Source organism: Arcanobacterium canis, from assembly GCF_029625435.1.
Lineage (GTDB): Bacteria > Actinomycetota > Actinomycetes > Actinomycetales > Actinomycetaceae > Arcanobacterium > Arcanobacterium canis.
The window spans coordinates 1203008-1226571 of sequence record NZ_CP121208.1 but is presented as its reverse complement, the minus strand read 5'-3'; the positions used below and the strand labels follow the sequence as shown (position 1 = coordinate 1226571).

The 23564-nt window shown below is 54.7% G+C and carries 26 protein-coding genes; 23 read left to right on the top strand and 3 right to left on the bottom strand.

Annotated features, from left to right (window positions below):
* Window positions 1-1122 carry a signal recognition particle-docking protein FtsY gene (ftsY, locus tag P7079_RS05585; RefSeq protein ID WP_278012302.1) on the top strand — a complete coding sequence of 374 codons (1122 nt, stop codon included), beginning with the start codon at window positions 1-3 and terminating at the stop codon, window positions 1120-1122.
* A gap of 67 nt (window positions 1123-1189) precedes the next feature.
* Complete coding sequence (gene ffh, locus P7079_RS05580; RefSeq protein WP_278012301.1) at window positions 1190-2740, top strand: signal recognition particle protein; 1551 nt, start codon at window positions 1190-1192, stop codon at window positions 2738-2740.
* A gap of 132 nt (window positions 2741-2872) precedes the next feature.
* Here ffh and P7079_RS05575 read toward each other — a convergent pair whose 3' ends face one another.
* Window positions 2873-3853, bottom strand: a complete 981-nt coding sequence (locus tag P7079_RS05575) for a cation diffusion facilitator family transporter (protein WP_278012300.1) — start codon at window positions 3851-3853, stop codon at window positions 2873-2875.
* A gap of 304 nt (window positions 3854-4157) precedes the next feature.
* Here P7079_RS05575 and rpsP point away from each other — a divergent pair, with 304 nt between their 5' ends.
* The 12 genes from rpsP to P7079_RS05515 all read left to right on the top strand — a co-directional run bounded on the left by rpsP (window position 4158) and on the right by P7079_RS05515 (window position 13416).
* Window positions 4158-4625 (top strand): 30S ribosomal protein S16, encoded by a 468-nt coding sequence (gene rpsP, locus P7079_RS05570; protein ID WP_278013616.1) that lies wholly within the window; start codon window positions 4158-4160, stop codon window positions 4623-4625.
* A complete protein-coding gene (locus tag P7079_RS05565; protein ID WP_278012299.1) occupies window positions 4625-4858 on the top strand; it encodes an RNA-binding protein in 234 nt (77 codons plus the stop codon). Before rpsP ends, P7079_RS05565 begins: the two co-directional genes overlap by 1 nt.
* 103 nt (window positions 4859-4961) lie before the next feature.
* Window positions 4962-5522 carry a ribosome maturation factor RimM gene (rimM, locus tag P7079_RS05560; RefSeq protein ID WP_278012298.1) on the top strand — a complete coding sequence of 187 codons (561 nt, stop codon included), beginning with the start codon at window positions 4962-4964 and terminating at the stop codon, window positions 5520-5522.
* Window positions 5519-6871, top strand: a complete 1353-nt coding sequence (gene trmD / locus P7079_RS05555; RefSeq protein ID WP_278012297.1) for a tRNA (guanosine(37)-N1)-methyltransferase TrmD — start codon at window positions 5519-5521, stop codon at window positions 6869-6871. The genes rimM and trmD overlap by 4 nt, the downstream gene beginning before the upstream one ends.
* A gap of 129 nt (window positions 6872-7000) precedes the next feature.
* Entirely contained in the window at window positions 7001-7345 is a 345-nt protein-coding gene (rplS, locus tag P7079_RS05550) for a 50S ribosomal protein L19 (protein ID WP_278012296.1), read from the top strand.
* Window positions 7346-7530: 185 nt separating this feature from the next.
* Window positions 7531-8283, top strand: a complete 753-nt coding sequence (gene lepB / locus P7079_RS05545) for a signal peptidase I (protein ID WP_278012295.1) — start codon at window positions 7531-7533, stop codon at window positions 8281-8283.
* Complete coding sequence (locus tag P7079_RS05540) at window positions 8280-8948, top strand: ribonuclease HII (RefSeq protein ID WP_376986596.1); 669 nt, start codon at window positions 8280-8282, stop codon at window positions 8946-8948. The genes lepB and P7079_RS05540 overlap by 4 nt, the downstream gene beginning before the upstream one ends.
* Window positions 8949-8954: 6 nt before the next feature.
* Window positions 8955-9269, top strand: a complete 315-nt coding sequence (locus tag P7079_RS05535) for a DUF2469 domain-containing protein (protein WP_278012294.1) — start codon at window positions 8955-8957, stop codon at window positions 9267-9269.
* Between the two features lie 148 nt (window positions 9270-9417).
* The gene (locus tag P7079_RS05530) at window positions 9418-9786 is read left to right on the top strand and encodes a YraN family protein (protein WP_278012293.1); all 369 of its coding nucleotides are present in this window, start codon (window positions 9418-9420) and stop codon (window positions 9784-9786) included.
* Complete coding sequence (locus P7079_RS05525) at window positions 9783-11339, top strand: YifB family Mg chelatase-like AAA ATPase (RefSeq protein WP_278012292.1); 1557 nt, start codon at window positions 9783-9785, stop codon at window positions 11337-11339. The genes P7079_RS05530 and P7079_RS05525 overlap by 4 nt, the downstream gene beginning before the upstream one ends.
* Before the next feature lie 9 nt (window positions 11340-11348).
* The gene (gene dprA, locus P7079_RS05520; protein WP_278012291.1) at window positions 11349-12449 is read left to right on the top strand and encodes a DNA-processing protein DprA; all 1101 of its coding nucleotides are present in this window, start codon (window positions 11349-11351) and stop codon (window positions 12447-12449) included.
* A gap of 67 nt (window positions 12450-12516) precedes the next feature.
* On the top strand, window positions 12517-13416 hold the full coding sequence (locus P7079_RS05515) for a tyrosine recombinase XerC (RefSeq protein WP_278012290.1): 900 nt from the start codon (window positions 12517-12519) through the stop codon (window positions 13414-13416).
* A 20-nt stretch (window positions 13417-13436) separates the two neighbouring features.
* On the opposite strand, the gene P7079_RS05510 is transcribed toward P7079_RS05515, so the two are convergent.
* Complete coding sequence (locus P7079_RS05510) at window positions 13437-14075, bottom strand: M23 family metallopeptidase (RefSeq protein ID WP_278012289.1); 639 nt, start codon at window positions 14073-14075, stop codon at window positions 13437-13439.
* A gap of 323 nt (window positions 14076-14398) precedes the next feature.
* Between P7079_RS05510 and rpsB the strand changes: the two genes are divergently transcribed.
* The 6 genes from rpsB to P7079_RS05480 all read left to right on the top strand — a co-directional run bounded on the left by rpsB (window position 14399) and on the right by P7079_RS05480 (window position 19499).
* Complete coding sequence (rpsB, locus tag P7079_RS05505; RefSeq protein WP_278012288.1) at window positions 14399-15211, top strand: 30S ribosomal protein S2; 813 nt, start codon at window positions 14399-14401, stop codon at window positions 15209-15211.
* Window positions 15212-15229: 18 nt separating this feature from the next.
* Entirely contained in the window at window positions 15230-16075 is an 846-nt protein-coding gene (gene tsf / locus P7079_RS05500; protein ID WP_278012287.1) for a translation elongation factor Ts, read from the top strand.
* A 235-nt stretch (window positions 16076-16310) separates the two neighbouring features.
* Window positions 16311-17054: an electron transfer flavoprotein subunit beta/FixA family protein gene (locus P7079_RS05495; protein ID WP_278012286.1), complete on the top strand. Its 744-nt coding sequence runs from the start codon at window positions 16311-16313 to the stop codon at window positions 17052-17054.
* Window positions 17055-17065: 11 nt separating this feature from the next.
* The gene (locus tag P7079_RS05490; RefSeq protein ID WP_278012285.1) at window positions 17066-17920 is read left to right on the top strand and encodes an electron transfer flavoprotein subunit alpha/FixB family protein; all 855 of its coding nucleotides are present in this window, start codon (window positions 17066-17068) and stop codon (window positions 17918-17920) included.
* Window positions 17917-19209 (top strand): FAD-dependent oxidoreductase, encoded by a 1293-nt coding sequence (locus tag P7079_RS05485; RefSeq protein WP_278012284.1) that lies wholly within the window; start codon window positions 17917-17919, stop codon window positions 19207-19209. The genes P7079_RS05490 and P7079_RS05485 overlap by 4 nt, the downstream gene beginning before the upstream one ends.
* A complete protein-coding gene (locus P7079_RS05480; protein ID WP_278012283.1) occupies window positions 19206-19499 on the top strand; it encodes a ferredoxin family protein in 294 nt (97 codons plus the stop codon). Before P7079_RS05485 ends, P7079_RS05480 begins: the two co-directional genes overlap by 4 nt.
* A gap of 54 nt (window positions 19500-19553) precedes the next feature.
* Here P7079_RS05480 and P7079_RS05475 read toward each other — a convergent pair whose 3' ends face one another.
* Window positions 19554-21104 carry an MFS transporter gene (locus tag P7079_RS05475; RefSeq protein WP_278012282.1) on the bottom strand — a complete coding sequence of 517 codons (1551 nt, stop codon included), beginning with the start codon at window positions 21102-21104 and terminating at the stop codon, window positions 19554-19556.
* A 277-nt stretch (window positions 21105-21381) separates the two neighbouring features.
* Between P7079_RS05475 and pyrH the strand changes: the two genes are divergently transcribed.
* From pyrH to P7079_RS05460, 3 genes are all read left to right on the top strand, one after another.
* A complete protein-coding gene (gene pyrH / locus P7079_RS05470; protein ID WP_278012281.1) occupies window positions 21382-22134 on the top strand; it encodes a UMP kinase in 753 nt (250 codons plus the stop codon).
* Window positions 22134-22691 (top strand): ribosome recycling factor, encoded by a 558-nt coding sequence (frr, locus tag P7079_RS05465; RefSeq protein WP_278012280.1) that lies wholly within the window; start codon window positions 22134-22136, stop codon window positions 22689-22691. The genes pyrH and frr overlap by 1 nt, the downstream gene beginning before the upstream one ends.
* Window positions 22692-22792: 101 nt before the next feature.
* On the top strand, window positions 22793-23563 hold the full coding sequence (locus tag P7079_RS05460; RefSeq protein WP_278012279.1) for a phosphatidate cytidylyltransferase: 771 nt from the start codon (window positions 22793-22795) through the stop codon (window positions 23561-23563).
* The last annotated feature ends 1 nt before the right edge of the window (window position 23564 follow it).

The window sequence follows — 23564 nt, the reverse complement described above, 5'->3', positions numbered from 1 at the left end:
GTGAACCCTACCTATTTAATTTTTGCAATCGTTGGTGTGCTGGCAGTGGCTGGCCTCGCTGTGGTTCTGATAAAGAAGAACCGTGATGTGAACTCCGGGCAGTTGCCGTGGGAGCAATCTGACTCGATCACGAGCGACGTCCTCGAGGACCATCAGGTCACTGAAACGGATGAGCTGAATGCTGAGCCTGTGCAGATGCCGCAGGTGGAGGCACCCGAATCGGTTCCGTCGCGTTTGCAACGTCTTCGTGCTCGCTTGGCCCGCTCTGGCGGAATGGGCTCCGCTCTGCTCTCCGTACTTTCGCGTGGTGATTTGTCCGCTGCTGATTGGGAAGAGCTTGAAGAAACTCTCCTCATTGCCGACGTCGGTATGGATGCGACGACGGAACTTCTGGAGCGTTTGAAGACACAAATGAAGGTTCAGGGAGCAGGCGCAGACGCGAAGGCAATTTTGCGTGCTGAACTCCTCGAACTCGTCGGCCCGGATATGGATCGCTCTGTTCATCTTGAGGGTAAACCTGCTTCCGTGCTCATGGTCGGAGTGAACGGCACAGGCAAGACCACGACTACAGGCAAACTTGCACGTGTGCTGGTTGCCGAAGGAAAAACAGTGCTCCTTGGCGCCGCTGATACGTTCCGTGCGGCCGCAGCTGAACAGCTCACCACCTGGGGCGAGCGCGTGGGTGTGGAAGTTGTTTCTGCTGATCGCGAAGGCGCTGATCCTGCGTCGGTAGCGTATGAAGCGGTGGCGAAGGGCAAGGAAACTGGGACGGATGTCGTTCTCGTCGATACTGCAGGGCGTTTGCAGAACAAAGCTGGTCTCATGGACGAGCTCGGGAAGATCAAGCGCGTCATGGAGAAAACTGCACCAGTGAGCGAAGTTCTCCTGGTTCTTGACGCCACCACCGGACAGAATGGTATGCGTCAGGCTGAGGTATTCGCCGAGGTCACAGGAATTACGGGTATTGTTTTGACCAAGCTTGATGGTACGGCAAAGGGCGGTATTGTGATTTCGGTTCAAAAGGCTCTGGGTGTGCCAGTGAAGTTTGTCGGTCTGGGAGAAGGCGCCGATGATTTGGCTCCATTCAGCCCCAAGGATTTTGTGGATTCCATCCTGGCATAACCCGCGTCGAGATTTTCGCATCGCACTTCGCGATAGAATCGCCCGAGGTACTTTTTGAAAGGCAAATATGTTCAACTCGCTCTCTGATCGCATTACTGGATCACTGCGCAACTTGCGCAAACACGGACGGCTGTCGGAATCCGACGTCGAGGCGGTCATTTCTGACATCCGTCGTGCTCTGCTCGATGCTGACGTTGCCCTGCCGGTTGTCCGCCAGTTCACCGCGTCGGTGCGCGAGGAAGCGACGGGTGCTCTTCGCAACCAGGCGCTCAACCCTGCGCAGCAGGTCGTCAAGATTGTCAATGAACAGCTTATTGACGCTCTCGGTGGTCAGTCGCGTGAATTGAATTGGGCGCAATCTGGACCCACGGTAATCATGCTTGCTGGTCTCCAAGGTGCTGGTAAGACAACTCTTGCTGGAAAGCTTGGAAAGTGGTTCAAGGATCAGGGGAAGAAGCCACTTCTGGTTGCTTCCGATCTTCAGCGTCCCAACGCCGTTAACCAGCTCCAAGTAGTAGGCGAGCGTGCGGGAGTGGACGTCTGGGCCCCGCAACCTGGCAACGGCGTCGGTGATCCGGTGGATGTGGCGCGTAGCGGTGTGCAACGTGGCTGGGATGAGTTCTATGACGTGGTCGTCGTCGATACGGCTGGTCGCCTCGGTATCGACGAAGAGATGATGGAGCAGGCACGCAATATTCGCGATGCCGTCAATCCGAACGAAACCATCTTCGTGCTCGATGCGATGGTGGGTCAGGACGCAGTCAATACGTCGATCGCTTTCCGCGATGGCGTGGGCTTCACCGGCGTGGTGTTGTCCAAGCTCGACGGCGATGCTCGCGGTGGTGCGGCACTCTCGGTTCGCGGAGTAACAGGCCAGCCGATTCTGTTTGCCTCGACGGGTGAAAAACTGGGCGATTTCGAGCGTTTCCATGCTGACCGTATGGCCTCGCGAATCCTCGATATGGGGGATATCCTCACCCTCATCGAGCAGGCGGAGAAGACCTGGTCAGAAGATCAGGCCTTGGATATGGCCTCGAAGATGACGTCAGGAACATTCACTCTTGATGATTTCTTGGTTCAGCTTGCGCAGCTGCGCAAGATGGGCTCAATGAAGAAGATCATGGGGATGCTTCCCGGTATGGGGCAGTTCCGCGATCAGCTCGAACAATTCGATGAGCGCACTATCGATCGTCAGGTCGCGATTGTTCAGTCGATGACGAAGGCTGAGCGCAATGATCCGAAGATCTTGAACGGTTCGCGTCGCGCACGTATTGCCAAAGGTTCGGGAACGACAGTGACGGAAGTGAACGCCCTCGTTGATCGTTTCGAACAGGCAAAGAAGATGATGAGCCGTGCTTCGCGCGGGGGAGGTATGCCTGGAATGCCGAATATCCCTGGTCTGCCAGGGGTAGGCGGTGGCTTCACGAAGAAGCAAAACAAGAAAACGAAGAAGAAGTCCGGCTCGAAGAAGGGTCGTAGTGGTAATCCGGCAAAGCGCCGTCAGCAGGAACTGGCTGCTCAAAACGAGACCAAAGGTTCGCCGTCGGGGAGTGCATTCGCTGGGAATGCATCCCAGGGCGACATCGATATTGATGCTTTGAAGAAATTTTTGAGGTAGTACATGCTCACGTCAGGTAGGGGCAGGCGAGAACGCCTGCCCCTACCTGATATGATTGCATTGCTTTGTGCCAAAAAATGGATGAGTGTGCGCGAGTTTGACTCACACAGCCGCGGGCACCACATCAGCAGACTATGGCTGTGTGCGGATGGGTTTTCCTGTTTCTAGGTCAATCGGAACGAGGCCATCGAAGCCGAGGGGAACGAACCCCTGGGGGATATCGTTATAGGACTCAGGATCTTCAATCGGTTCGATATGGACAAAAACTGAAGCGTTGGGGATCTTTTCCTCGATTGCGCAGACCACTTTGTGCGCGAAATCGTGTCCTTCACGGACTGTCCAGGTGCCCGGTACCTGAGCATCGAGCTTGATCATACGCTGTTGACCGGATTCACGCGTTTGGAGTCCATGGAAAGAAATCGTTGGGTCCGTAGCGAAGTCCTTGAGAACTGTGATAATGGCCTGGTTTTCCTCTTGGGGCAAAGTCACGTCCATGAGCCCTGCAAGTGAGGTTGTCACGAGAGTGTAGCCGACGTAGATAATGTTGAAACCGACAAGGATTGCAACGATCGGATCGAGCCGTTCCCAACCAGTGAGCCACACCAAAGCAACGCCAATGACAACGCCGATTGATGTGATGACGTCGGTCCATAGATGCTTTCCATCCGCGACGAGGGTTGGGGAAGAATAACGCTTACCTGCACGCACAAGGATGACTGACACAATACCGTTGAGCACTGATGCAAGGACGGAGACCAGCAAACCGATCCCGACGTTTTCTAGTGGGCGTGGGCTGAAAAGTCGCTGTGCAGCGGTGAAAATGATGAGGCCTGCCGCAACGAAAATCATCGAACCCTCGATAGCCGCAGAAAAATATTCAGCTTTCGACCGGCCGAATGTGTAGCGAGCGTTCGCAGGGCGTGCAGCGAGCATGAGAGCGATCAATGCGACGATCGCTGCAACCAGATTAACGATTGATTCTAGCGCGTCGGAGAGAAGCGAGACTGACCCGGTAACGTAGTATGCGCCTGCTTTCAGAGCAATCGTTGCCATTGAGACGGCGACAGAGAGCCATGCATACTTCGTCAAATTAACGGTTTCGTTTTGTGCCATGCGCACTATTGTCGCGCTGTGTGGGCCATCACGCCAGTGTTCGGTGAAATTGGTGGTGCGCAGTGTGGGAAAGTGGTTCGTGTGACTACTTAATCGCAGTTTGGAGCTCGTGAGCCGTACCACCGCAAATTGCGGATATTTCCGCTAGGAAATTGTGGTGAGATCTGGCAAACTAGAAGAGTTGTACTGAGGCAAACTCTGGTCCCTCTCAATCAGAGCAAGCCTTCGGCAGGAGAGGTAACGGGCGTGTTTCCCACCGCCTCGCACTAATCCAATCAACTATGAAACAGGAGTGACCACAAAAGTGGCAGTCAAGATTCGTTTGAAGCGTATGGGCCAAATCCGTGAGCCCCACTACCGTGTTGTTGTCGTCGATTCGCGCAAGAAGCGCGATGGTCGCGTGATCGAAGAGATCGGCTACTACAACCCGAACACCGAGCCTTCGGTGATCGATATCAACTCTGAGCGCGCTCAGTACTGGATCTCCGTTGGCGCACAGCCGTCGGAGGCTGTTCTTGCGCAGCTGAAGATTACCGGCGACTGGCAGGCTGCTAAGGGCCTCGAGGGTGGCTCCACCCTGAAGGTCAAGGAAACCGTTGATTCGGACAAGGCTCGCGAGGAAGCTGTCAAAGCAGTCCAGGATGAGGCTGAGAAGCAGCGCGCTGCTAAGGCCGCCGCAAAGGCTAAGGCAGAAGCTGAAGCTGCTGCCGCAGCTGAGGCTGAGGCCGGCGAAGCAACCGAGGCTCCGACTGAGGAAACTGAGGAAGCCTGATGCTTGCCGATGCTCTCGAGCACCTGGTCCGCGGAATCGTGGATAATCCCGATGACGTTGAGGTGTCCTCGCGCCGCACTCGTCGCGGAGACCTCCTTGAGATCCGCGTTCACCCCGATGATCTTGGGCGTGTGATTGGCCGCAATGGTCGTACCGCTAAATCATTGCGTTCTGTAGTGAATGCACTGGCAGATCAGTCGGTTCGTGTTGACGTGATTGAGACCGATCGCTAAGCGTAAAGCAAACACAAGACCCGCGCTTTGGCGCGGGTCTTGTGTTTGCTGCTCTAAAATAACAGGAAATGTACCCCGCAGACGGGAAATAACTGGAGGATAGATGCAGCTCAATGTTGCGATCGTGGGCCCAGCTCACGGCTTAAAAGGCGAGGTCAAACTCAATGTGCGAACCGACAACCCGCAGCACAGATTGGCGCCAGGAGCACAGCTCATGACCGACCCTGCCGACGCTGGGCCACTGACAATTGAGCGCACCCGTGAGTACAAGGGCGTGACCTACGCAAAGTTTGCTGAAGTGAACACGCGTGAAGAAGCTGAGACGATTCGCGATGTAAAACTTGTGATTGAGTCGGAAACCGATGAAAGCGAAGAAAATGCCTGGTTCCCTCATCAGCTTAAAGGGCTTGAGGCCCTTGATCCTGACGGATACGAGCTCGGTATCGTCATTGACGTTGAATCGCATCCCGCTCAAGATTTGCTCATCGTTCGCGAGCCCGATGGCGTGATCACCCGAGTTCCCTTTGTCTGGCAAATTGTGACCGAGGTTGATCTCGATGATCATTGCGTTGTTATTGATGCCCCTCCAGGACTATTTTCTGAAGAAGAGCTCATCGTTGTTGACGGTTCTGCCGAGCACAATGAGAAGGAGCGCAAGGCGTGAAATTCTCTATCCTGTCGGTTTTCCCTGAGTTTTTCTCCGTCCTGGATCTCTCTCTTGTCGGAAAAGCACGCCAACGCGGCATTATTGATCTCCAGTCGCGAGACTTACGTGATTGGACGAGCGATATTCATCGCACTGTTGACGACACTCCTGCAGGCGGTGGCGCTGGCATGGTGATGAAGCCCGACGTATGGAAAGCAGCGATTGACGACGTCGTTGGGGAAATGACGGGAAAGCGCGTTGTGCTTGCGATTCCGACTCCCTCCGGAGTTCCCTTAACGCAGGCGACACTTGATGACTTAGCTCATGCCGATCATATTGTGATTGCGTGTGGACGATACGAGGGAATCGACTCTCGGGTAGCCGAACACTATCGCGAAAGCCTCGAAGTTCGTGAATATTCCCTTGGCGATTACGTTCTCAATGGTGGTGAAGTAGCCGCGGTGGCACTTGTTGAAGGTGTCTCGCGTCTGTTGCCAGGAATGGTAGGGAATCCCCAGTCGCTGGTGGAGGAGTCTCATGGAGCTGCTGGCCTCCTCGAATACCCGGTCTATACTCGCCCCGCTAATTTTTGCGGGCGAGAAATTCCGCATGTACTGATGAGCGGAAATCATGGTGCAGTAGCTCGCTGGCGACGCGATCGTGCGCTTGAAAAGACTGCTGATCGGCGTCCGGATATGATTGCGGCGCTTGATAATAGCCAGCTCGACAAGAAAGACCGGCGTACACTGGCCCACCTTGGATGGCTGGTAGGCAAAGAATCACACCATCCAGCCTTGGCGAGAGTCGGTTCAGCGACGCCGGAACAATTGGCAGCCCTTGCAGGCCAGACCTTTATTGATGCATGTCCGCGCGACATGGATCGTTGTGTGATCGACGAATTCGTCACGAACAATCTTTCCCCCAAGAATTTTGCATTGTATGCCCAGGATCCGGATGCGCATGTTCTGGCTTTGTGGGCCGGAAATGAGCTTATCGGTTACTGCGTGCTCTTCACGCCGCAAGGTGACGAGATCGCGCATGAAGATGAAGGCGCGCCCACCGAATATCTCACTAGCGCAAACGAGCCATTCGGCGGTGCTTCGTATCTGTCGAAGTTCTACATCGCCCGTCCATGGCGGGGAAGTGGAGCTGCTGGGTTACTGATGGACGCAGTATTAGCGACGGCGTCGGCAACCCACGGTCCAAAACATCATTCGTTCATCTGGCTCGGTACAGGGGTTCATAACAAGCGTGCCTTGCAGGCATATAAAAAATTTGGTTTCGATATTGCCGGACGCCGAACTTTCACTGTGGGTGGCCAACCTAACGAGGATTACGTGTTGGCTCGCCGCGTGAATTTGGCATAATAGATGGGTCTTGCCATATCAAAAGTGTGCGTAGCCTGCCGCAGGGGGTCGCATACCGGCGAGTTATCAACGATCGGGCGACAGCCCGGGAAGCACTCTGACCTGCGTGCAGGGTGGTAGAGAGTAATCATGTCGATTATTTCGAAAATTGCGGAAGGTCAGCTCAAGGAGCGTCCGGATTTCCGTGCAGGTGATACTGTCAAGGTGAACGTGAAGGTTGTTGAAGGCAACCGTCACCGTATCCAGGTGTTCCAGGGTGTTGTGATCGCTCGTAAGGGCGGCACCGGCGTTGGCGCAACCTTCACCGTTCGTAAGGCGTCGTTCGGCGTGGGCGTGGAGCGTCAGTTCCCGCTGCACTCCCCGGCAGTCGATTCGATTGAAGTTGTGACCCGTGGCGATGTTCGCCGCGCGAAGCTGTACTACCTGCGCAACCTCCGCGGTAAGGCTGCGAAGATCAAGGAGAAGCGCGACTGATCAACAAGTCGCCGATTTTTGTGTCATCGTGAAAAGTGGGCTCTTTGCGGAGCCCACTTTTTGTTCCTGCGCCATCGCAACAAGACTGCGGTTTTGTGACCGAATTGAAATCTAAAATCGGCCACTTCATCAAGCCGTTCACACACGAACTCGTATACGCTTGGGAAGGATTTTGGAGGTGAGTGATGACTGAGAGTGAAGCAATGCCACCCTCGTATCCGCCGCCCTCGAAAGAGGAAAAAGCTGTGGAGTCGAAGAAGTCGATGATTGCTGCAACAGTGTCATTCTTCCTCGAATTTTTTACTGTGCTTGCGATCGCTTTGTTGATCGCAGCGGTTGTCAAAACATATCTACTCCAGGCGTTTGAAATTCCATCGGAGTCGATGGAAAACACCCTTGTGCCTGGTGACCGTATCGTTGTCAACAAACTTGCTCACGACGCAGCATCTCTTCACCGTGGTGATGTTATTGTCTTCGTTGACCCGGGTGGGTGGCTGCCTGATAAGCCGCAGTACGAGCAGAACCCTGTATCGAAGGCGATCACGTCTTTTGGCCAGGCAGTTGGTTTGCTTCCGCAAAATGTTGGTGACCACCTGGTCAAGCGTGTCATCGGACTTCCCGGCGACAAGGTCGAATGTTGCACGGCTGACGGAAAGGTCACCGTCAATGGCAAGCCCATCACTGAAACCTATCTCAAACCGGGGGTCAAACCTTCTGATGAGAAGTTTTCGGTGACTGTGCCTCAGAATCATTTGTGGGTGATGGGCGATAATCGCAACCGTTCTGCAGATTCACGTTTCCACCAGAATCAGTCTGGTTTCGGCTTTGTGCCGATGGACAACGTTGAAGGCCGTGCATGGCTGACGATCTATCCTTTCAACCGATTCGGACGTCTGTCCGACCACGGCAGTGTATTTGACGGGGTTCCTCATCCGTGATCACGCCTTCGCGCGAGCTTGAACGAGCGGCTCTGAGTGCTCTGCCGGATGGAGCCTACGTCGCCGGCGTTGACGAAGTCGGGCGGGGAGCACTCGCAGGTCCAGTATCTGTGGGGATCGCCGTCGTCGGCAACGAAACATCCGAGTCTTTCCCTGGCAGGCTGCGTGATTCGAAGCAGATCTCCGCTGCTGTTCGTCAGTCACTCGTTGAACCGGTTCGTGACTGGGTGGTTGGCAGTGCTGTTGGACATGCCAGTGCCGAGGAAATTGACCAACGCGGAATCATCGGGGGCCTTCGATTGGCAGCGACGCGTGCCTCAGCAAAACTTGCTGAGGCAGGAGTGAATTTTGATGTTGTCCTACTTGACGGCAGTCACGACTGGTGGAGTGCAGATTCGCTATTCGATATTGACGGACCACCCAATGTTCCAGTCACGATGACAGTGAAAGGTGACGCATCAAGTGCGGTGATCGCTTGTGCTTCGGTGCTCGCCAAAGTTGAGCGTGATGCATTGATGGTCGCCCTTGATGCCGTGCATCCAGGATACGATTGGGCAAGGAATAAGGGGTACGCATCGCCCGCGCATATCGTGGCTCTATCGAAGCTCGGGGCGAGTGAATATCACCGCAGGTCATGGCATCTTCCAGGTGTCGAAAAGGAGTAGGCGAACATGGGCGAGATTGAAAATTATGAGTCCGACGCGGAACTTGCGCTGTATCGTGAATACCGCGAAGTGGTGAACTTGTTCCGCTACGTCGTCGAAACTGAGCGGCGCTTTTACCTAGCAAATGATGTTGATGTGAAGGTGCGTGCCTCTAACGGAGGCGATATCTTCTTCGAAGTAACTCTCACCGACGCATGGGTATGGGATATTTTCCGAGCTTCACGCTTCATCCGTAGCGCACGAGTTGTGTCTTTCAAGGACGTTAACGTTGAGGAACTGAATAAGCCTGATCTGTCAAAGGAGATTAACTTCGAACACTGAGGCGGTGTGAACTCGGTATTTCCCGCTGGTGATAACTGGCGGAAAATTTTGTCCACACGACCTCGTCGTGCCGGGTGTATCCACAGGATCCCTTTCCTCGCCGACGTCGATGGACATGGGGGCGTTCAATCAAACCAGGAGGTTTGGGATGAACGAATATACAACACGGCAATTAGGTGCATGGGGCGAACAATGCGCACGGCGATACTTGGAGCGCCATGGTTGGGCGATCCTGGAGAGAAATTGGCGAGTGCGTGGGGGAGAACTCGACATTGTTGCGTACGACCCTCAGCGTGAGGCAATCGTCGCCGTCGAAGTCAAGACCCGGCGAAGCGAAGGAAAAGGGACGCCGGAAGCTGCAGTAACACCGACAAAGCTGCAGAGAATTCGCGTGTTGCTCCTTCAGTGGATTGTCGAGCATCAGCGCTTTGCTCCGGGCATCGCAGTAGACATTATCGGCGTACGCGTTGTGGACGGAATGGACTACTCCATCGAACATGTGATGGATGTCCAATGACGACCTTAAAATCAATGGTTCGGCCACACCACGGACATGTCGGGTCTGCCTATACCGTGGTGCTACGTGGGCTGGAGGGGACGATGTGCCTCGTTGAAGCAGTGACGATGAGCGGATTGCCCGGAATGACACTTGTCGGTCTCGGGGATACAGCGGTAGGCGAAGCGAAAGAACGTTTGCGTGCCAGCTTTCTCGCAGCAAATATGCCGTGGCCGAATTCGAAATTGACCGTGAATATGTCCCCAGCAGATCTTCACAAATCGGGGACAGGATTTGATCTCGCCCTTGCGGCAGCAGTCATGAGTGCCCTGGGAGCAAGGGGATTTGATGATCGCACGGTGTTGCTTGGGGAGTTGGGACTCGACGGATCGGTCCGAGGCATTCGTGGTGTTATTCCTGCCGTGCTTTGCGCGCAGCGGCAGGGGTTTTCGAAGGCAATTGTCGCGGCAGCAAACGCGACCGAGGCGGCACTCGTTCCCGGCATGGACGTTGAACCCATTTCTCATCTGGCGCAATTGGCTCGCTTGGCAGGGGTAAAAGACGCTCCAGAAATTGACCTTTGTTTCCCAGAACCGGTCATCGAATCAGAAGAATACATCGGTGATCTCAGTGATGTTTGTGGACAAGAAGAAGCGATCTTCGGTCTGACGGTTGCAGGAGCCGGAGGGCACCATATGCTCATGGTAGGGCCACCGGGGGTGGGTAAATCTATGCTTGCTGAACGCCTCCGAGGTGTTTTGCCTGATCTGACCTGTGAACAAGCGGTGGAAGTTGCGGCGATCCAGTCCCTCTCAGGGCTCGGGTTTAGTGGGCTTCCGACACGTCCTCCTCTCCAATCCATTCATCACAGTGCAACCGCACCTGCGATCATTGGCGGCGGGAGCGGAATTGCCCAACCAGGGGCTGTAACGAAGGCTCATTGTGGCGTGCTCTATTGCGATGAATTTCCCGAATTTTCCTCAGCAGCAATCCAATCACTTCGCGAACCACTTGAACGAGGAGTGGTGGAAATCAACCGCGCTCGAGGCACAGTGACATATCCAGCTCGTTTCCAATTGGTTGCTGCGGCGAATCCGTGTCGGTGCGGAAAACTTTTTGACGGTCCTGGCCAATGTACCTGTACTGCCAGAGATCGCATGATTTATCGGGCCAATCTTGGTGGCCCAGTCAGGGACCGAATCGACATCAACCTCGTCCTTCGACGCCCCAGCCGTATGGCCCTGAATGCGGGAGGAACTGTGAGTACAGCGCAGGTGAGAACGCAGATTGAGCAGGCGAGAGAACGGCAACGACTGCGGGCGAACCACGCACAGTATCGGCATGGTGCCGGAAAATTAAACGCTGACCTTTCAGGTGCGTGGTTGCGCACGAATACCCACGTGGATGATGCACTCGCTCAACAATTCGATCGAGATCTCTCAATTGGCGCAATCTCGATGAGGGCAATTGATCGCATTTTGAGATTGAGTTGGTCCATTGCTGATCTTGCAGGCCATGACGCTCCTACTACTGCTGATTTATATATCGCAGCAAACCTGAAAATGACGATGTAAGGAAAAGAAATGAGAATCGATGATGAGCACAAGGCAGCGATCGATTGGACGCGCATTACTGAAGGCCCAGATCCAATAGCTGTGGGATTGGTGGATCGCCTAGGATATGTCGCTGGTTTGGCTGCTGTCGAAACTGGTCAGGGGCTAGTTCTGCAAGAGCAGAAGATGCGACCACGCTGGCTGTCACGAATGCGCACACTTCGTCCCTTTGAATATAGCTGTTTAGATAAACTCCATACCGCTGTACTCATTCCTTCGGACTCTGAGTGGCCATCGCAACTTGATTCTCTTGGTGATAATCGGCCGTTAGCACTGTGGATCCGCGGCAATATTGAGGCCCTTAGCGATCCTGCCCTCTCTATCGTGGGATCACGTGACTGTTCCTCATATGGAAGTCGGATTGCAGGGGATATCGCTTTTATGTTTGCGTCACGAGGCATTGCGATCATCTCTGGGGGAGCATTCGGAATTGACGCATGTGCGCATCGCGGAGCACTCGCAGCAGGTGGACGTACAGTGATTGTCAGCGCCGCTGGGGTTGATCGAGCGTACCCGGCGTCACACGACTCTTTATTTGAAGAAACGTATCGTGCAGGCGCGGTTGTCTCGGAGTCGCCTATCGGATGTGCACCTTATAAATTCAGATTTTTAGCGCGGAATCGAATTATTGCAGCTCTCGGCCTTGCCACAGTTGTTGTCGAAGCTCCATTTCGGTCAGGAGCTCTGTCCACGGCGCGTCATGCCATGGAGATCGGCCGTGAAGTTGCCGCCTTCCCAGGGCCGATTGATGCGCCGACGTCGGTGGGATGCCATGAGCTCATTCGACATGGAGCGAATTTGGTGACCTCAGCTGAGCACATCATTGAGCTTATTGAGCCACTTGGTTCGAGTCCGCTTGCGGCGGAGTCTTTCTTCACCCCACACGATGATGACCTGGATCCGTTAACTCGTCGATTACTTGATGCCTTGCCGAAAAGAGGAGGAAGCCAAATTGCCGATGTCGCGCGCTGCGCAGGGGTGAGTTTGCCTGAGGCACTTGATGGAATGGCGCGGCTGAGAGCACAGGGGAAGGTCCGATATAACGAGGGCCGATGGTCGTTATGCCATTGACAATCATGACATAGCCTGTGCGTTCTACCCACGGACGTCTATCCAACCAATGTTCTAGAGTAGAGGTGTGGATGAGATTTTGGACAAATATCGCAATGAACTCGAAGTCAGACGAGGACTGTCCCCTCATACCGTGCGAGCGTATCTTTCTGAAGCACACTCACTTCTCATGTTCCTTTCAGCACGCTCTGATGACATTGATCAGTCGCTGCCGCATCTCGAGCTCACTGATCTGAGAGAGTGGTTGGCAAGTGCGAGCGAGCATGGACAAGCGCGGGCATCGCTGGCACGCCATTCTGCAGCAATTCACACCTTCTCCACGTGGCTCTATAAAAACGGATACACCAGAGTTGATGCTGCTCGGCGTCTTAAATCACCTCGAGCATCAAACGAACTTCCACACATTCTGACCAAGGAACAGGCGGCAAAGGTTCTTGCTGTGGCCCATGAACTTGCTCAGGAGGGTGATCCTATTGCCACGCGTGATTGGGCAGCATTCGAGTTGCTTTATGGTACGGCAATTCGTGTGTCAGAACTGACGGGCCTTGACGTGTCATCTATTTTGCCGCAGGGGACACTTACCGTGCGGGGCAAGGGGGATAAGGAGAGAGTCGTTCCATTTGGTCGACCAGCGCGTGAGGCGCTCATGGCGTGGTTGACCGCGCGTGCGAGTATTCCCGGGTCTTCCCGCACTTGTGCTCTTTTTCTTGGTGCGCGGGGAGGACGACTAGATCCACGGACCGTTCGCAAAGCACTTTCCTCGCTGACTGCGCTCGCGGGTGTCCCTGATATCTCGCCTCATGATTTGCGACACTCGGCCGCTACACACCTTCTTGACGGCGGATCTGACTTGCGCACAGTCCAAGAAATTCTCGGGCATTCATCGCTCAGTACGACCCAACGATATACACATGTGTCGGCTGAACGTTTGCGAGTAGCCTTCTCCCAAGCGCACCCCCGCGCTTAAGAACGCGATGGGAAGATCCGTTATCGCATCAAACGGATTCGTCCATTGAGCAACGACATCGGGTTGATGTAATCTTTCGAGCCGTATTTTGCGCCCCAATGAAGACAATTTTCGCCAGGGCAGGGGCGGATAAGAACAGCACCTATTTGCTGGCCTTGAGTAACTGTGGCGCCCACAGAAACAATGGGATCGACTGGTTCATATGTGGTGCGCAGACCGCCTTCATGCTCAATCGATATCACCATTCGGTCGACGAGCATCCCCGCATAGATGACACGTCCGGCAGCTGAAGCGAACACGGGCGAACCTTCGGCAAGGGCAAGATCGACACCGCGCCGCCCCGCATTCCAGTTATGTTCCCCTGGGGCGTAGCCCAATACAACACGAGGTTTTTCGCCGGTCGGTGACACGTATCGCCGACGAACAGCATCGCCGGGCCGCTCGTATTCGACGTGGGGTGAATGCGCAGGCTTTGCGTTCTCAGCTGCGGGCGATGCATTTCGTCCTGGATGGAAACGTAATGGCGGGATATTCGCGTGAGGGAGCCCATCGCGCAAAATCTTCTCGTGAGTCAGATGCGCAAGATCAATAGACGGAGGCAATAACTGAGAAAGATCAAGAAAAGTGGAGGCAATCAAGCAAACAAATGAGAAGTACATGACTTGAGTATGGGCGCAACTAACGCCCCTTCGTCGGGAAGAGAGACATGCTGTGGATATAGCCCACATATGCCGTCATTGTGGAGAAAACTTTATAGCGCACACCACGATCTTTCCCGCACGAGAACTAGTTTTTACGCGGGTGAACAGTGTAAGCTGAGAAAGCTGTTTTCTAACAGACATCGCGTGCGTTAGCGAACCGATGCGCCAAGGTCCGGAAAAATCCGGTGGCTCAACGGATACGCACCAGGGTTTTTCTGCAATCCCGCGGGAAAACATTAACCCAAGAGCACGGAAAATCCGTGCGTGAGAAAGGACCGCCAATGGCAGTCGTTACCATGAGCCAGCTGCTTGAAGCTGGCGTCCACTTCGGCCACCAGACCCGCCGCTGGAACCCGAAGATGAAGCGTTACATCCTCAACGATCGTAACGGCATCTACATCATCGATCTTCGCAAGACCGTTGATGACATCAATCGCACCTACGAATTTGTTAAGGAAACTGTCGCACACGGCGGCAACATCCTCTTCGTGGGTACCAAGCGCCAGGCGCAGACCCCGATCCGCGAGCAGGCCGAGCGCGTCGGCATGCCGTACGTGAACGAGCGTTGGCTCGGTGGTATGCTCACCAACTTCCAGACCGTTACCGGTCGTATTCAGCGCATGAAGGAGCTTGAGCTCGTCGATTTCGACGACGTTGCAGGTTCGCAGTACACCAAGCGTGAGCTGCTCATGATGCGCCGTGAGAAGGAAAAGCTTGAGAAGACCCTCGGCGGAATCCGTGACATGGTGAAGGTGCCTTCAGCTGTCTGGATCGTCGATACCAACAAGGAACACCTCGCCGTCGCAGAAGCTCGCAAGCTCAACGTGCCGGTTGTGGCTGTTCTCGACACCAACTGCGATCCGGATGAGGTTGACTACGCGATCCCGGGCAACGATGACGCGATCCGCTCCATCGAGCTCCTGACCCGCATCGTCGCCGACGCCGTTGCTGAGGGTCTTGTTGCACGCGGCGGTTCCGCAGCTGCTGAAGAGCCTATGCCAGAATGGGAACGCGAAGTTCTCGCTGCCGATTCGGAGAAGGCTGAAGAAGCTCCGGCTGCTGAAGAGACCAAGGCCGAGGCCGAGCAGGCCTGATTTAACTGGAGGAAACCAATGGCAAACTTTACTGCCGCTGACATCAAGGCGCTGCGCGAAAAGACCGGCGCTGGCATGATGGACGTGAAGAACGCTCTCACCGAAGCTGAAGGCGATACCGCCAAGGCTGAGGAACTGCTGCGTCTTCGCGGTGCAAAGATCGCCGCTAAGCGCGAGGATCGCACCGCTACTGCTGGTCTCGTTCTGTCGCACATTGAGGGCGAAGAGGGCAATCAGCGTGGCATCATCGTCGAAGTCAACTCTGAAACCGACTTCGTTGCGAAGAATGAGTCCTTCATTGAGTTCGCAAACGAGATTCTCGAAGCCGCTAAAGCATCGAAGGTGAACACTCTCGAAGAGCTCCTTGCAGCACCGGCTGGCGAGACCACTGTTGCTGAGCTCATCACCGCGAAGACCGGCGTCATTGGCGAGAAGATCGACGTCAATTCCTTCGCAGTTCTCGAAGGTGAGCATGTTGAGGCATACATGCACCGCACCGCTACCGATCTCCCTCCGCAGGTTGCCGTTCTCGTGGCTACCGACGCTCAGGGCGCTGAGGTTGCACACGATGTTGCTGTACATATTGCCGCAATGAACCCGTCCTACCTCTCACGTGAGGACGTTCCGGAAGCTGAAGTGGAGAACGAGCGCCGTATCGCCACTGAGCTGACCATCTCGGAAGGTAAGCCAGAGAAGGCAGTTCCGAAGATCGTTGAAGGCCGCCTCGGTGGTTTCTTCAAGCAGGTTGCACTTCTTGAGCAGCCGTTTGCTCGTGACCCCAAGCTCTCCGTGGGCCAGGTTGTTGAGCAGGCCGGTGGCAAGGTGACCGGTTTCAAGCGCATTCGCGTAGGCGAGAACGCCTGATCGTTTGAGCTTTAACTTGGGGCGTGCGGTTTTCCGTACGCCCCAAGTTTTTGTTTATCCGCCACCCTTCATATTTGTCACACTTTGTATTACGGCGTTCCTGGCCCCACATGCTTTCTTTGTGCATGTGATTTGGTGCCGTGTGAGACACAGGTGGTGGGAGGAGAGGATGAGAAAACGGTAGACTACTGACCGTATGGGCCCTCAGCGGCGTAAGTAAACGCAAGGAGTACAAATGAGCGTTGTGGTGGCGTACAAATTCGCCTCAAATCCGCAAGATGCCTCGGTTGACGCAAACGGCGTGATCGATTTTTCTCGCGCCAAGCCATCGGTCAGCGAATACGATCCAGTGGCGATGACTGTGGGCCGTACACTGGCAGGCTCACTCGGTACTGAAGTTGTCGGCGTCTGCGTCGGAACAAGCGCTGCTGGAGCCAAATCCGCTCGCTCCAATGCACTGGCGAAGGGACTCGATCGTGCAGTGATCGTTGCCGATGACGCCACTCGTTCCTGGAATGCCACGCACATTGCTCGTGCTCTCGCATCCCTCGCGGTCGCAAACGACGCTCACATTGTTCTCACCGGTGATGCGTCTGTCGATGAGTCAGCCAAGATGATGAGTGCGCTCATTGCTGGCGTGCTTGGATGGCCGGCGTTCCAAGACATTATCGGTATTGATGCTCGTGACGGCGGGTTTACGCTCACCCAGAACATGGAAGGTGGCTCGCGAACGATCGACGTCGATGGCCCTGTTGTCATCAGTGTGGATCCTAACGCAGCGGAGCCAGCAGCGCCGTCGATGAAGGAAATTTTGGCTGCAGCAAAGAAGCCCGCTGAAGTTCTTGACCACATTGATGTCGAGCCGGTGGCCTTCGATGTCATTGGCACATCGAAGCCCGAACCGACTCCTCGCAAGCATCTTCGTTTCGATTCTGTATCCGAGCTCGCGACGGCGTTGCGCGCCGATGGAATTTTATGAGAGGCCACGACATGACTTCATGGATTATTACCACATCTTCGAATATCTCCCATCTCATTGACCTGGCAGGAGGCGCTGATGCGACGGCTATCGTGATCGGCGATGCTCCGATCATGGGCGTTCACCGGGCAGTACGTTTCCCTCTTGATCCTCAGACGCCGGCTGAAGCTCTTGCGGGGGCTGTTGCTCAGCGCGTGAATGCCTCGGGCGACGATATCGTCGTTGTTGAAAATACGGCCGCTGGTCGCGTGATTGCAGGTGCAATCGCAGCCTCGCTCGGTGCGCCTGTCATCACGGGGGCGACGTCGGTCGATGATGTCGTCACTCGTATCCGTTACGGACTGGTTGAGGAACGCGTGGCGCGTACTGGCGTCGTCGTCCTTGTGGCCGACGGCGGAGACGAAGGGCAGGGAGCTGCTGCAGAAGTTGAGACAGTGACAGCGGCGGGCTATGCCGCGAGAGTCAACGAAACTCACGCTGCAGCAAAAGAAAAAGTGGATCTCAAATCAGCCAAGCGTATCGTGGGGGTTGGCCGAGGATTTGAGAAGAATGAGGATCTTGAGATTGCACGCGATTTCGCGCAGGCGATTGATGCCCAAATCGGAGCAACTCGTCCTCTGGTCGACGGAAACCATTGGTTCGGACGCGATCAGTACGTGGGAATCTCTGGATATGTCGTTGCCCCAGAAGTTTATGTTGCGGCGGGCATCTCTGGCCAGATCCAGCATACGGCTGGGATCGCTAAGTCGGGCACAATCATCGTCGTGAACGACGACGAACTTTCGCCGATTTTTGAACTCGCCGACTATGGGATTGTCGGTGACCTCTATGAGATTCTTCCTGCTCTTGCGAAAGAACTTCGATGATCGATTACGATTTTGACGTCATCGTGGTGGGAGCTGGTGTCGCCGGCTCTGTCGCTGCGTATCTTCTAGCTCAGCAAGGACACGAGGTTCTGCTGATCGAACGCGGCGAAACGGTGGGGGAGAAGAACCTCTCGGGTGGAGTCTTTTATTCGAGGGTGATGGATGACATCATCGAGGGTTTCAGCCGTCGAGCGCCAATCGAACGTGTCATTACGCGCAACGTTGTCAGCTTCCTCAATGAAAAATCGTCAGTGAACATTGAATACACTGACGAACGCCTCGCGGACCCGATCAATGCTGTTTCTGTTCTTCGTGCGAAGCTTGATCCGTGGCTTGCACAACAGGCTGAAGACGCCGGAGCGACAGTGATGAGCGGGATCAAGGTTGATTCACTTCTTCGCGAAGGCCCATACTTCACAGGTGTCGAGGCAGGCGGCGAGCAGCTACGCGCAAAGGTCACTATTTTGGCCGACGGAGTGAACTCATTCCTTGCGCAGGGTGCCGGAATTCGGGCAGCTCAGCCGCAAAAAAATCTTGCCCTTGGGGTGAAATCTGTTATCCGATTGCCACGAGAGGTGATCGAGGATCGTTTCCACCTCAGCGGTAACCAGGGCACGGCTTATGCAATTGTTGGAGATGCGACGAAGGGCGTTCTCGGCGGCGGCTTTTTGTACACGAATACAGAATCGATTTCGCTCGGAATTGTTGTCAAGCTCAATGACTTCGCGCAAAGCGGCCTCTCGGCCACAGACATCCATGATCACTACCTCACGCATCCTGGAATCGCGCCGCTAATAAAAGACGGTGAATTGCTTGAATACGGAAGTCACCTCGTTGCTGAAGGCGGTGAGGATATGGTGGGTGACCTTGTCCACGATGGCCTTGTTATCGTTGGTGACGCCGGTGGGTTCACGCTCAATACTGGCCTGACGATTCGAGGCATGGACTTGGCTGCTGGTTCTGCGCGCGATGCAGCACATGCTATTCACGAGGCTCTTGAAGCAGGCGATTTTTCCCGGCTTTCGCTAGAAAAATATGCTGATAATCTTGCTCGCTCAGAGGTCGGCAAGGATATGCGTACCTACCGACGTGCGCCAGAGTTTTTGGAAACCCGGGAACTTTTCGGCGATGTGGGTGAACTTGTGGCCGACATTTTCTACCGTATTTTCAATCTCGATACCACGCCGCGAAAGTCACTCGTGTCAACAGCGTGGGATGCGTTGCGCAAAGGCCCGATCTCGGTAGCCCGACTTGCGGTGATCGCCTGGAAAGGAATACGAGCACTATGATGTATCAGCCTGAACCGGTGCCCATGCGCTTAGCGAAGAACGTCTATGAGGTTGACGAAGGGAATTCTCATATTGAGGTACACCAAGACGTTGTTGAACAAACTGGGAGTGGCGATTTGTTAATCAATTGCTGCCCAGCTCACGTATATTCGCGCGGCAAAAATGGCCATATCGACGCTGAGTTTGCAGCGTGCCTTGAATGTGGCACATGCTTGGCGATCATGCCGAAAGGAACTCTGACCTGGCATTATCCTGAGTCGGGCATGGGCGTTCAATTTCGTGAAGGCTAGAAGAATGCTCAAAGAATAAGGTGTCAGTGAAAAATCGGTGGTGCCTCATTCTTTTTATTTCATTTGCTTGGGATGACGTACAGCGTAATCCTTGCGCCAGAACAGTAACGAAATGACCAGTGCTACGGTGATAATCCCTGCGATGACAAGGTAAGCGCTCATCGTTGCAACATGCCAGTTCTTTGATGTGCTGTGAGTGGCAAAGAAAACGGCTGTGATCACAGCGGTACCGATCGCCGTCGTCGTGCGCTGTGCCGCCTGGAGCACGCCGCCCGCCGTTCCGCCGTGCGAGGTCGGAACCTCGAGCATCGCCTGGGTCTGGTTAGCCGTGTTGAGCGTTCCTTGCCCAACACCTTGAAGAGCCAGAGCCAGCGCAAGCCACCAGTAGCTCATGCCAGTGTGCTCAATACCAATCACCACAGCGGTCGAACTGAGGACTGCAACAAGATTGACAAGCAAGCCGAACACCATAATTCCACGGCCGTGCTGGAAGGCATACTGTCCTGCCACATAGGAACCAACAGCGCCAAGAGCTGCCGACGGAAGTCCAACGAGGGCCACATGCATTGCCGGCGCGTTGAGGCCCTCTTGCATGTAGATCGCGAGGATGACAAAAATGGATGTCGCTCCCATGAACTGGATGCCGGTGATCGCCATTGAATATGAATACGAGGGAATTCTAAAGAGCTCCATATCCACCATCGGGAAATGGCCGCGCGCCTTGTACGAGCGTTCCCAGAGCACCCAAACAATCAACGCAACTACTGCGATAGGGAGGAAAACCCAGTTCCACGTTCCTTGCAGAGTAAACGGCAGCATGACTCCCAAAACGCTCATGGTGATCAGAGCAGCACCAATCGGATCGAGGTCAATCTTGCTTGTGGTCACTGGCTGACCGTGGGCAGCTTTTTCAGCTTTATGCTGAGCTTCCAACTCATGGGCGTGCGAACCGACGTGGCGACGCTCTTTTGTGAACGGCAACCAGCGGAAAGCCAAAATAATTCCGATGTGGCCCAACGGGAAGTTAATGAGGAACGATCCGCGCCATCCATTTTCAGGCCCGAACCAGGTAATGAGAGCGCCAGACAAAAGTGGACCAGCCGCCACTGAGAACGCCACAACAAGTCCGAACATCGCGAAAGCCTTGGCACGCGCACGGCCGGTGAAGTACTGCTGAATCAACCCAGTGGTTTGGGGCGCGAAGAGCCCGCCTCCAAGCCCCTGAATGGCACGCACGATGTTGAGGTAGGTCGAATTCGGCGCAAAAGTCAGGGCAAGTGATGCGAGGGAGAAGACGCCCAAACCAATGACAAACAGCGAGGAACGGCCAAAAATATCGCCCAATCGTCCGGCTGGAATGAGCACGATTCCCGTTGCCAGGACGTACCCTGCCAAAACCCATTGCTGACCAGCCGGTCCCATGCCGATTGAATGCGACATCGTATCGAGCATGATGTTGACTGACGAGATCTGCATCAGCACCATCGCTAACGGCACCATCAAAACGGTGAGGAGTTCGCTGCGATCAAAAATTCGTTCTGTTCCCGGGACTGAAAACTTCCGAGGATTATCCCCAACTTGATAGGGCTGTTTTTCGTGCTCCACTGCTCCTCCTTCACCTGCGACATCATGGCAAATAGGCGTCTTTTCCACGCCTATGCACATTTTCAACCCACCAATTATTTTACGATTAAACTATTTTTGCAAGGTGCCTTCATGGTTGGCTTCGTCACGCTCCACACCGTGTATCTGGATGAGGTCAGGAATGATATGTGGCTGTGGTGGCATCGGGAAGCGATTGTTCAGTGGCTCAGTGTTCCTGCGCGCCCGTTTCTCATCCCTACGGTAGGATAGTGGAGAAGTCGCGTGCGAAAGGACAAAAATGAGCGCAACCCCAGGTGATTGGAACGAAGACAACCAGCGTCGAGTTCTTCTCAAGCTCTCAGGAGAAATGTTTGGTGGTGGGAGCGTCGGGCTCGATACCGACGTGCTAACACGCGTTTCGCAGGAAATTAAGCAAGCTGTTGACGACGGTGTTCAAGTTGCGATCGTCGTGGGTGGAGGAAACTTCTTCCGCGGTTCGCAGCTGCAAGAAACCGGTATGGACCGTGCTCGTGCAGACTATATGGGAATGCTTGGCACCGTGATCAATGCGGTTGCTCTTCAAGATTTCCTCGAGCGAGCTGGCGTCAATGCCCGTGTTCAGACAGCTATCAATATGGCGCAAATTGCTGAGGCGTACATCCCGCTGCGAGCAATTCGCCACCTTGAAAAGGGCCGCGTTGTTATTTTCGGTGCAGGTGCGGGAATGCCATATTTCTCCACTGATACTGTCTCTGCTCAGCGTGCTCTCGAGCTTCGATGCGATGAGCTCCTGGTGGGGAAGAACGGTGTTGATGGCGTCTACACCGCTGATCCGAAGGCCGATCCTGCCGCAGTCAAGCTTGACTCGTTGACTTACGAGGACGCCCTCCGCGACAACCTCAAGGTTGTGGATGCCGCCGCGTTCTCAATGTGCCGTGAAAACGGTATGACTATGCGCGTGTTCGGCATGGCCGAGCCGGGCAACGTCACCCGGGCTCTTCGTGGTGACAAAATTGGAACCCTCGTTTCTACTACTCTCAAGGAAAACTGATGATTGACGACGTAATGCTCGAAGCTGAAGAAAAGATGGGCAAGGCGATTGACGTTGCCCGCAATGAATTTGGCAAGATTCGTTCTGGCCGTGCAAACCCGGAAATGTTTACCTCGTTGATCGTGGAGTACTATGGCGCCCCGACGCCTTTGCAGCAACTCGCCACCGTGTCAGTGCCAGAAGCTCGTACCGTGGTGATTTCGCCTTTCGATCGTTCGGCGATGAAGGATATCGAGCGCGCCATCCAGGAATCTGATCTCGGCGTGAACCCCACCGATGACGGCCAGGTTCTTCGTGTAAATCTTCCAGCGCTGACCGAGGAGCGCCGTAAGGAATACGTCAAGCTTGCCAAGGGCAAAGCCGAGGACGCACGCGTGTCGGTACGCGGCGTTCGCCGTAAGGCGAAGGAAGAACTTGACCGTATTAAGAAAGACGGCGAGGCCGGAGAAGACGAGGTCGATCGCGCAGAGAAAGAGCTTGAAACCTTGACCAAGAAGTTCACCGACCAGGTCGATACTCTTCTTGCAGCCAAGGAAAAGGACCTTATGGAGGTCTGATCGTGATTCAACGATCTACTTTGAGGGCGCGGCTGGAACCCCACCCGCCGCGTCCTCCACAAGAGATCACTTCGAGGGCAGGCCGTAACCTACCCGCGGCTGTGTCCACCGCAGTCGTCCTGCTCGCAGTGCTCGGGATATCTCTTTTCGTTCGGATCGAAATATTTGTTGCCCTCGCTGTGGTCTTTTTGTCGATTGCTGTGTGGGAGGCTGCCGGCGCATTCCTCAGCAGATCGATCGCTATTGCCTATCCTGTGGTGATAGGCGCTGTGGCGTTAATTGTGATTTCGACGTGGGCCGGAGGAATGGGAGCAGGGCTTTTGAGCTTCTTCCTCGGGGTGGGGTGTTGTATTTGCATCAATCGAGTTTTTCGCCGAGACAATTCCCTCACTGACGCAGTAGCTGGTGTACTTGTCCTGTCCTGGATTGGTTTATTTGGCATGTTTGCCATTGCGATTGCGGCAATGGACAAGGGAGCATTCGCAGTTCTTACTTTTATCTTGTTGCCCGTTGCGAACGACGTCGGAGGCTGGTGTGTGGGCGTCCTGTTTGGGAAACACCCCATTGCACCGAGTATTTCGCCCAAGAAATCGTGGGAAGGTTTCATCGGCTCACAACTGCTGTCCCTCTTGATTTCTTTCCTTTTCGCCGGAATGGTTCTTGGCTTGAGCTGGCCATATGTCATTGCTTTAGGTGTGTTATCACCGGTATTTGCCACCATGGGTGACTTCGCAGAGTCGTTGCTTAAACGTGACCTCGGAGTGAAAGATATGGGGTCGATTTTCCCCGGACACGGCGGTATGCTCGATCGGCTCGATTCAATTCTCTTCTGCGCACCGCTGTGCTATGTGGTGTTCACGATGGCAAGTTAGG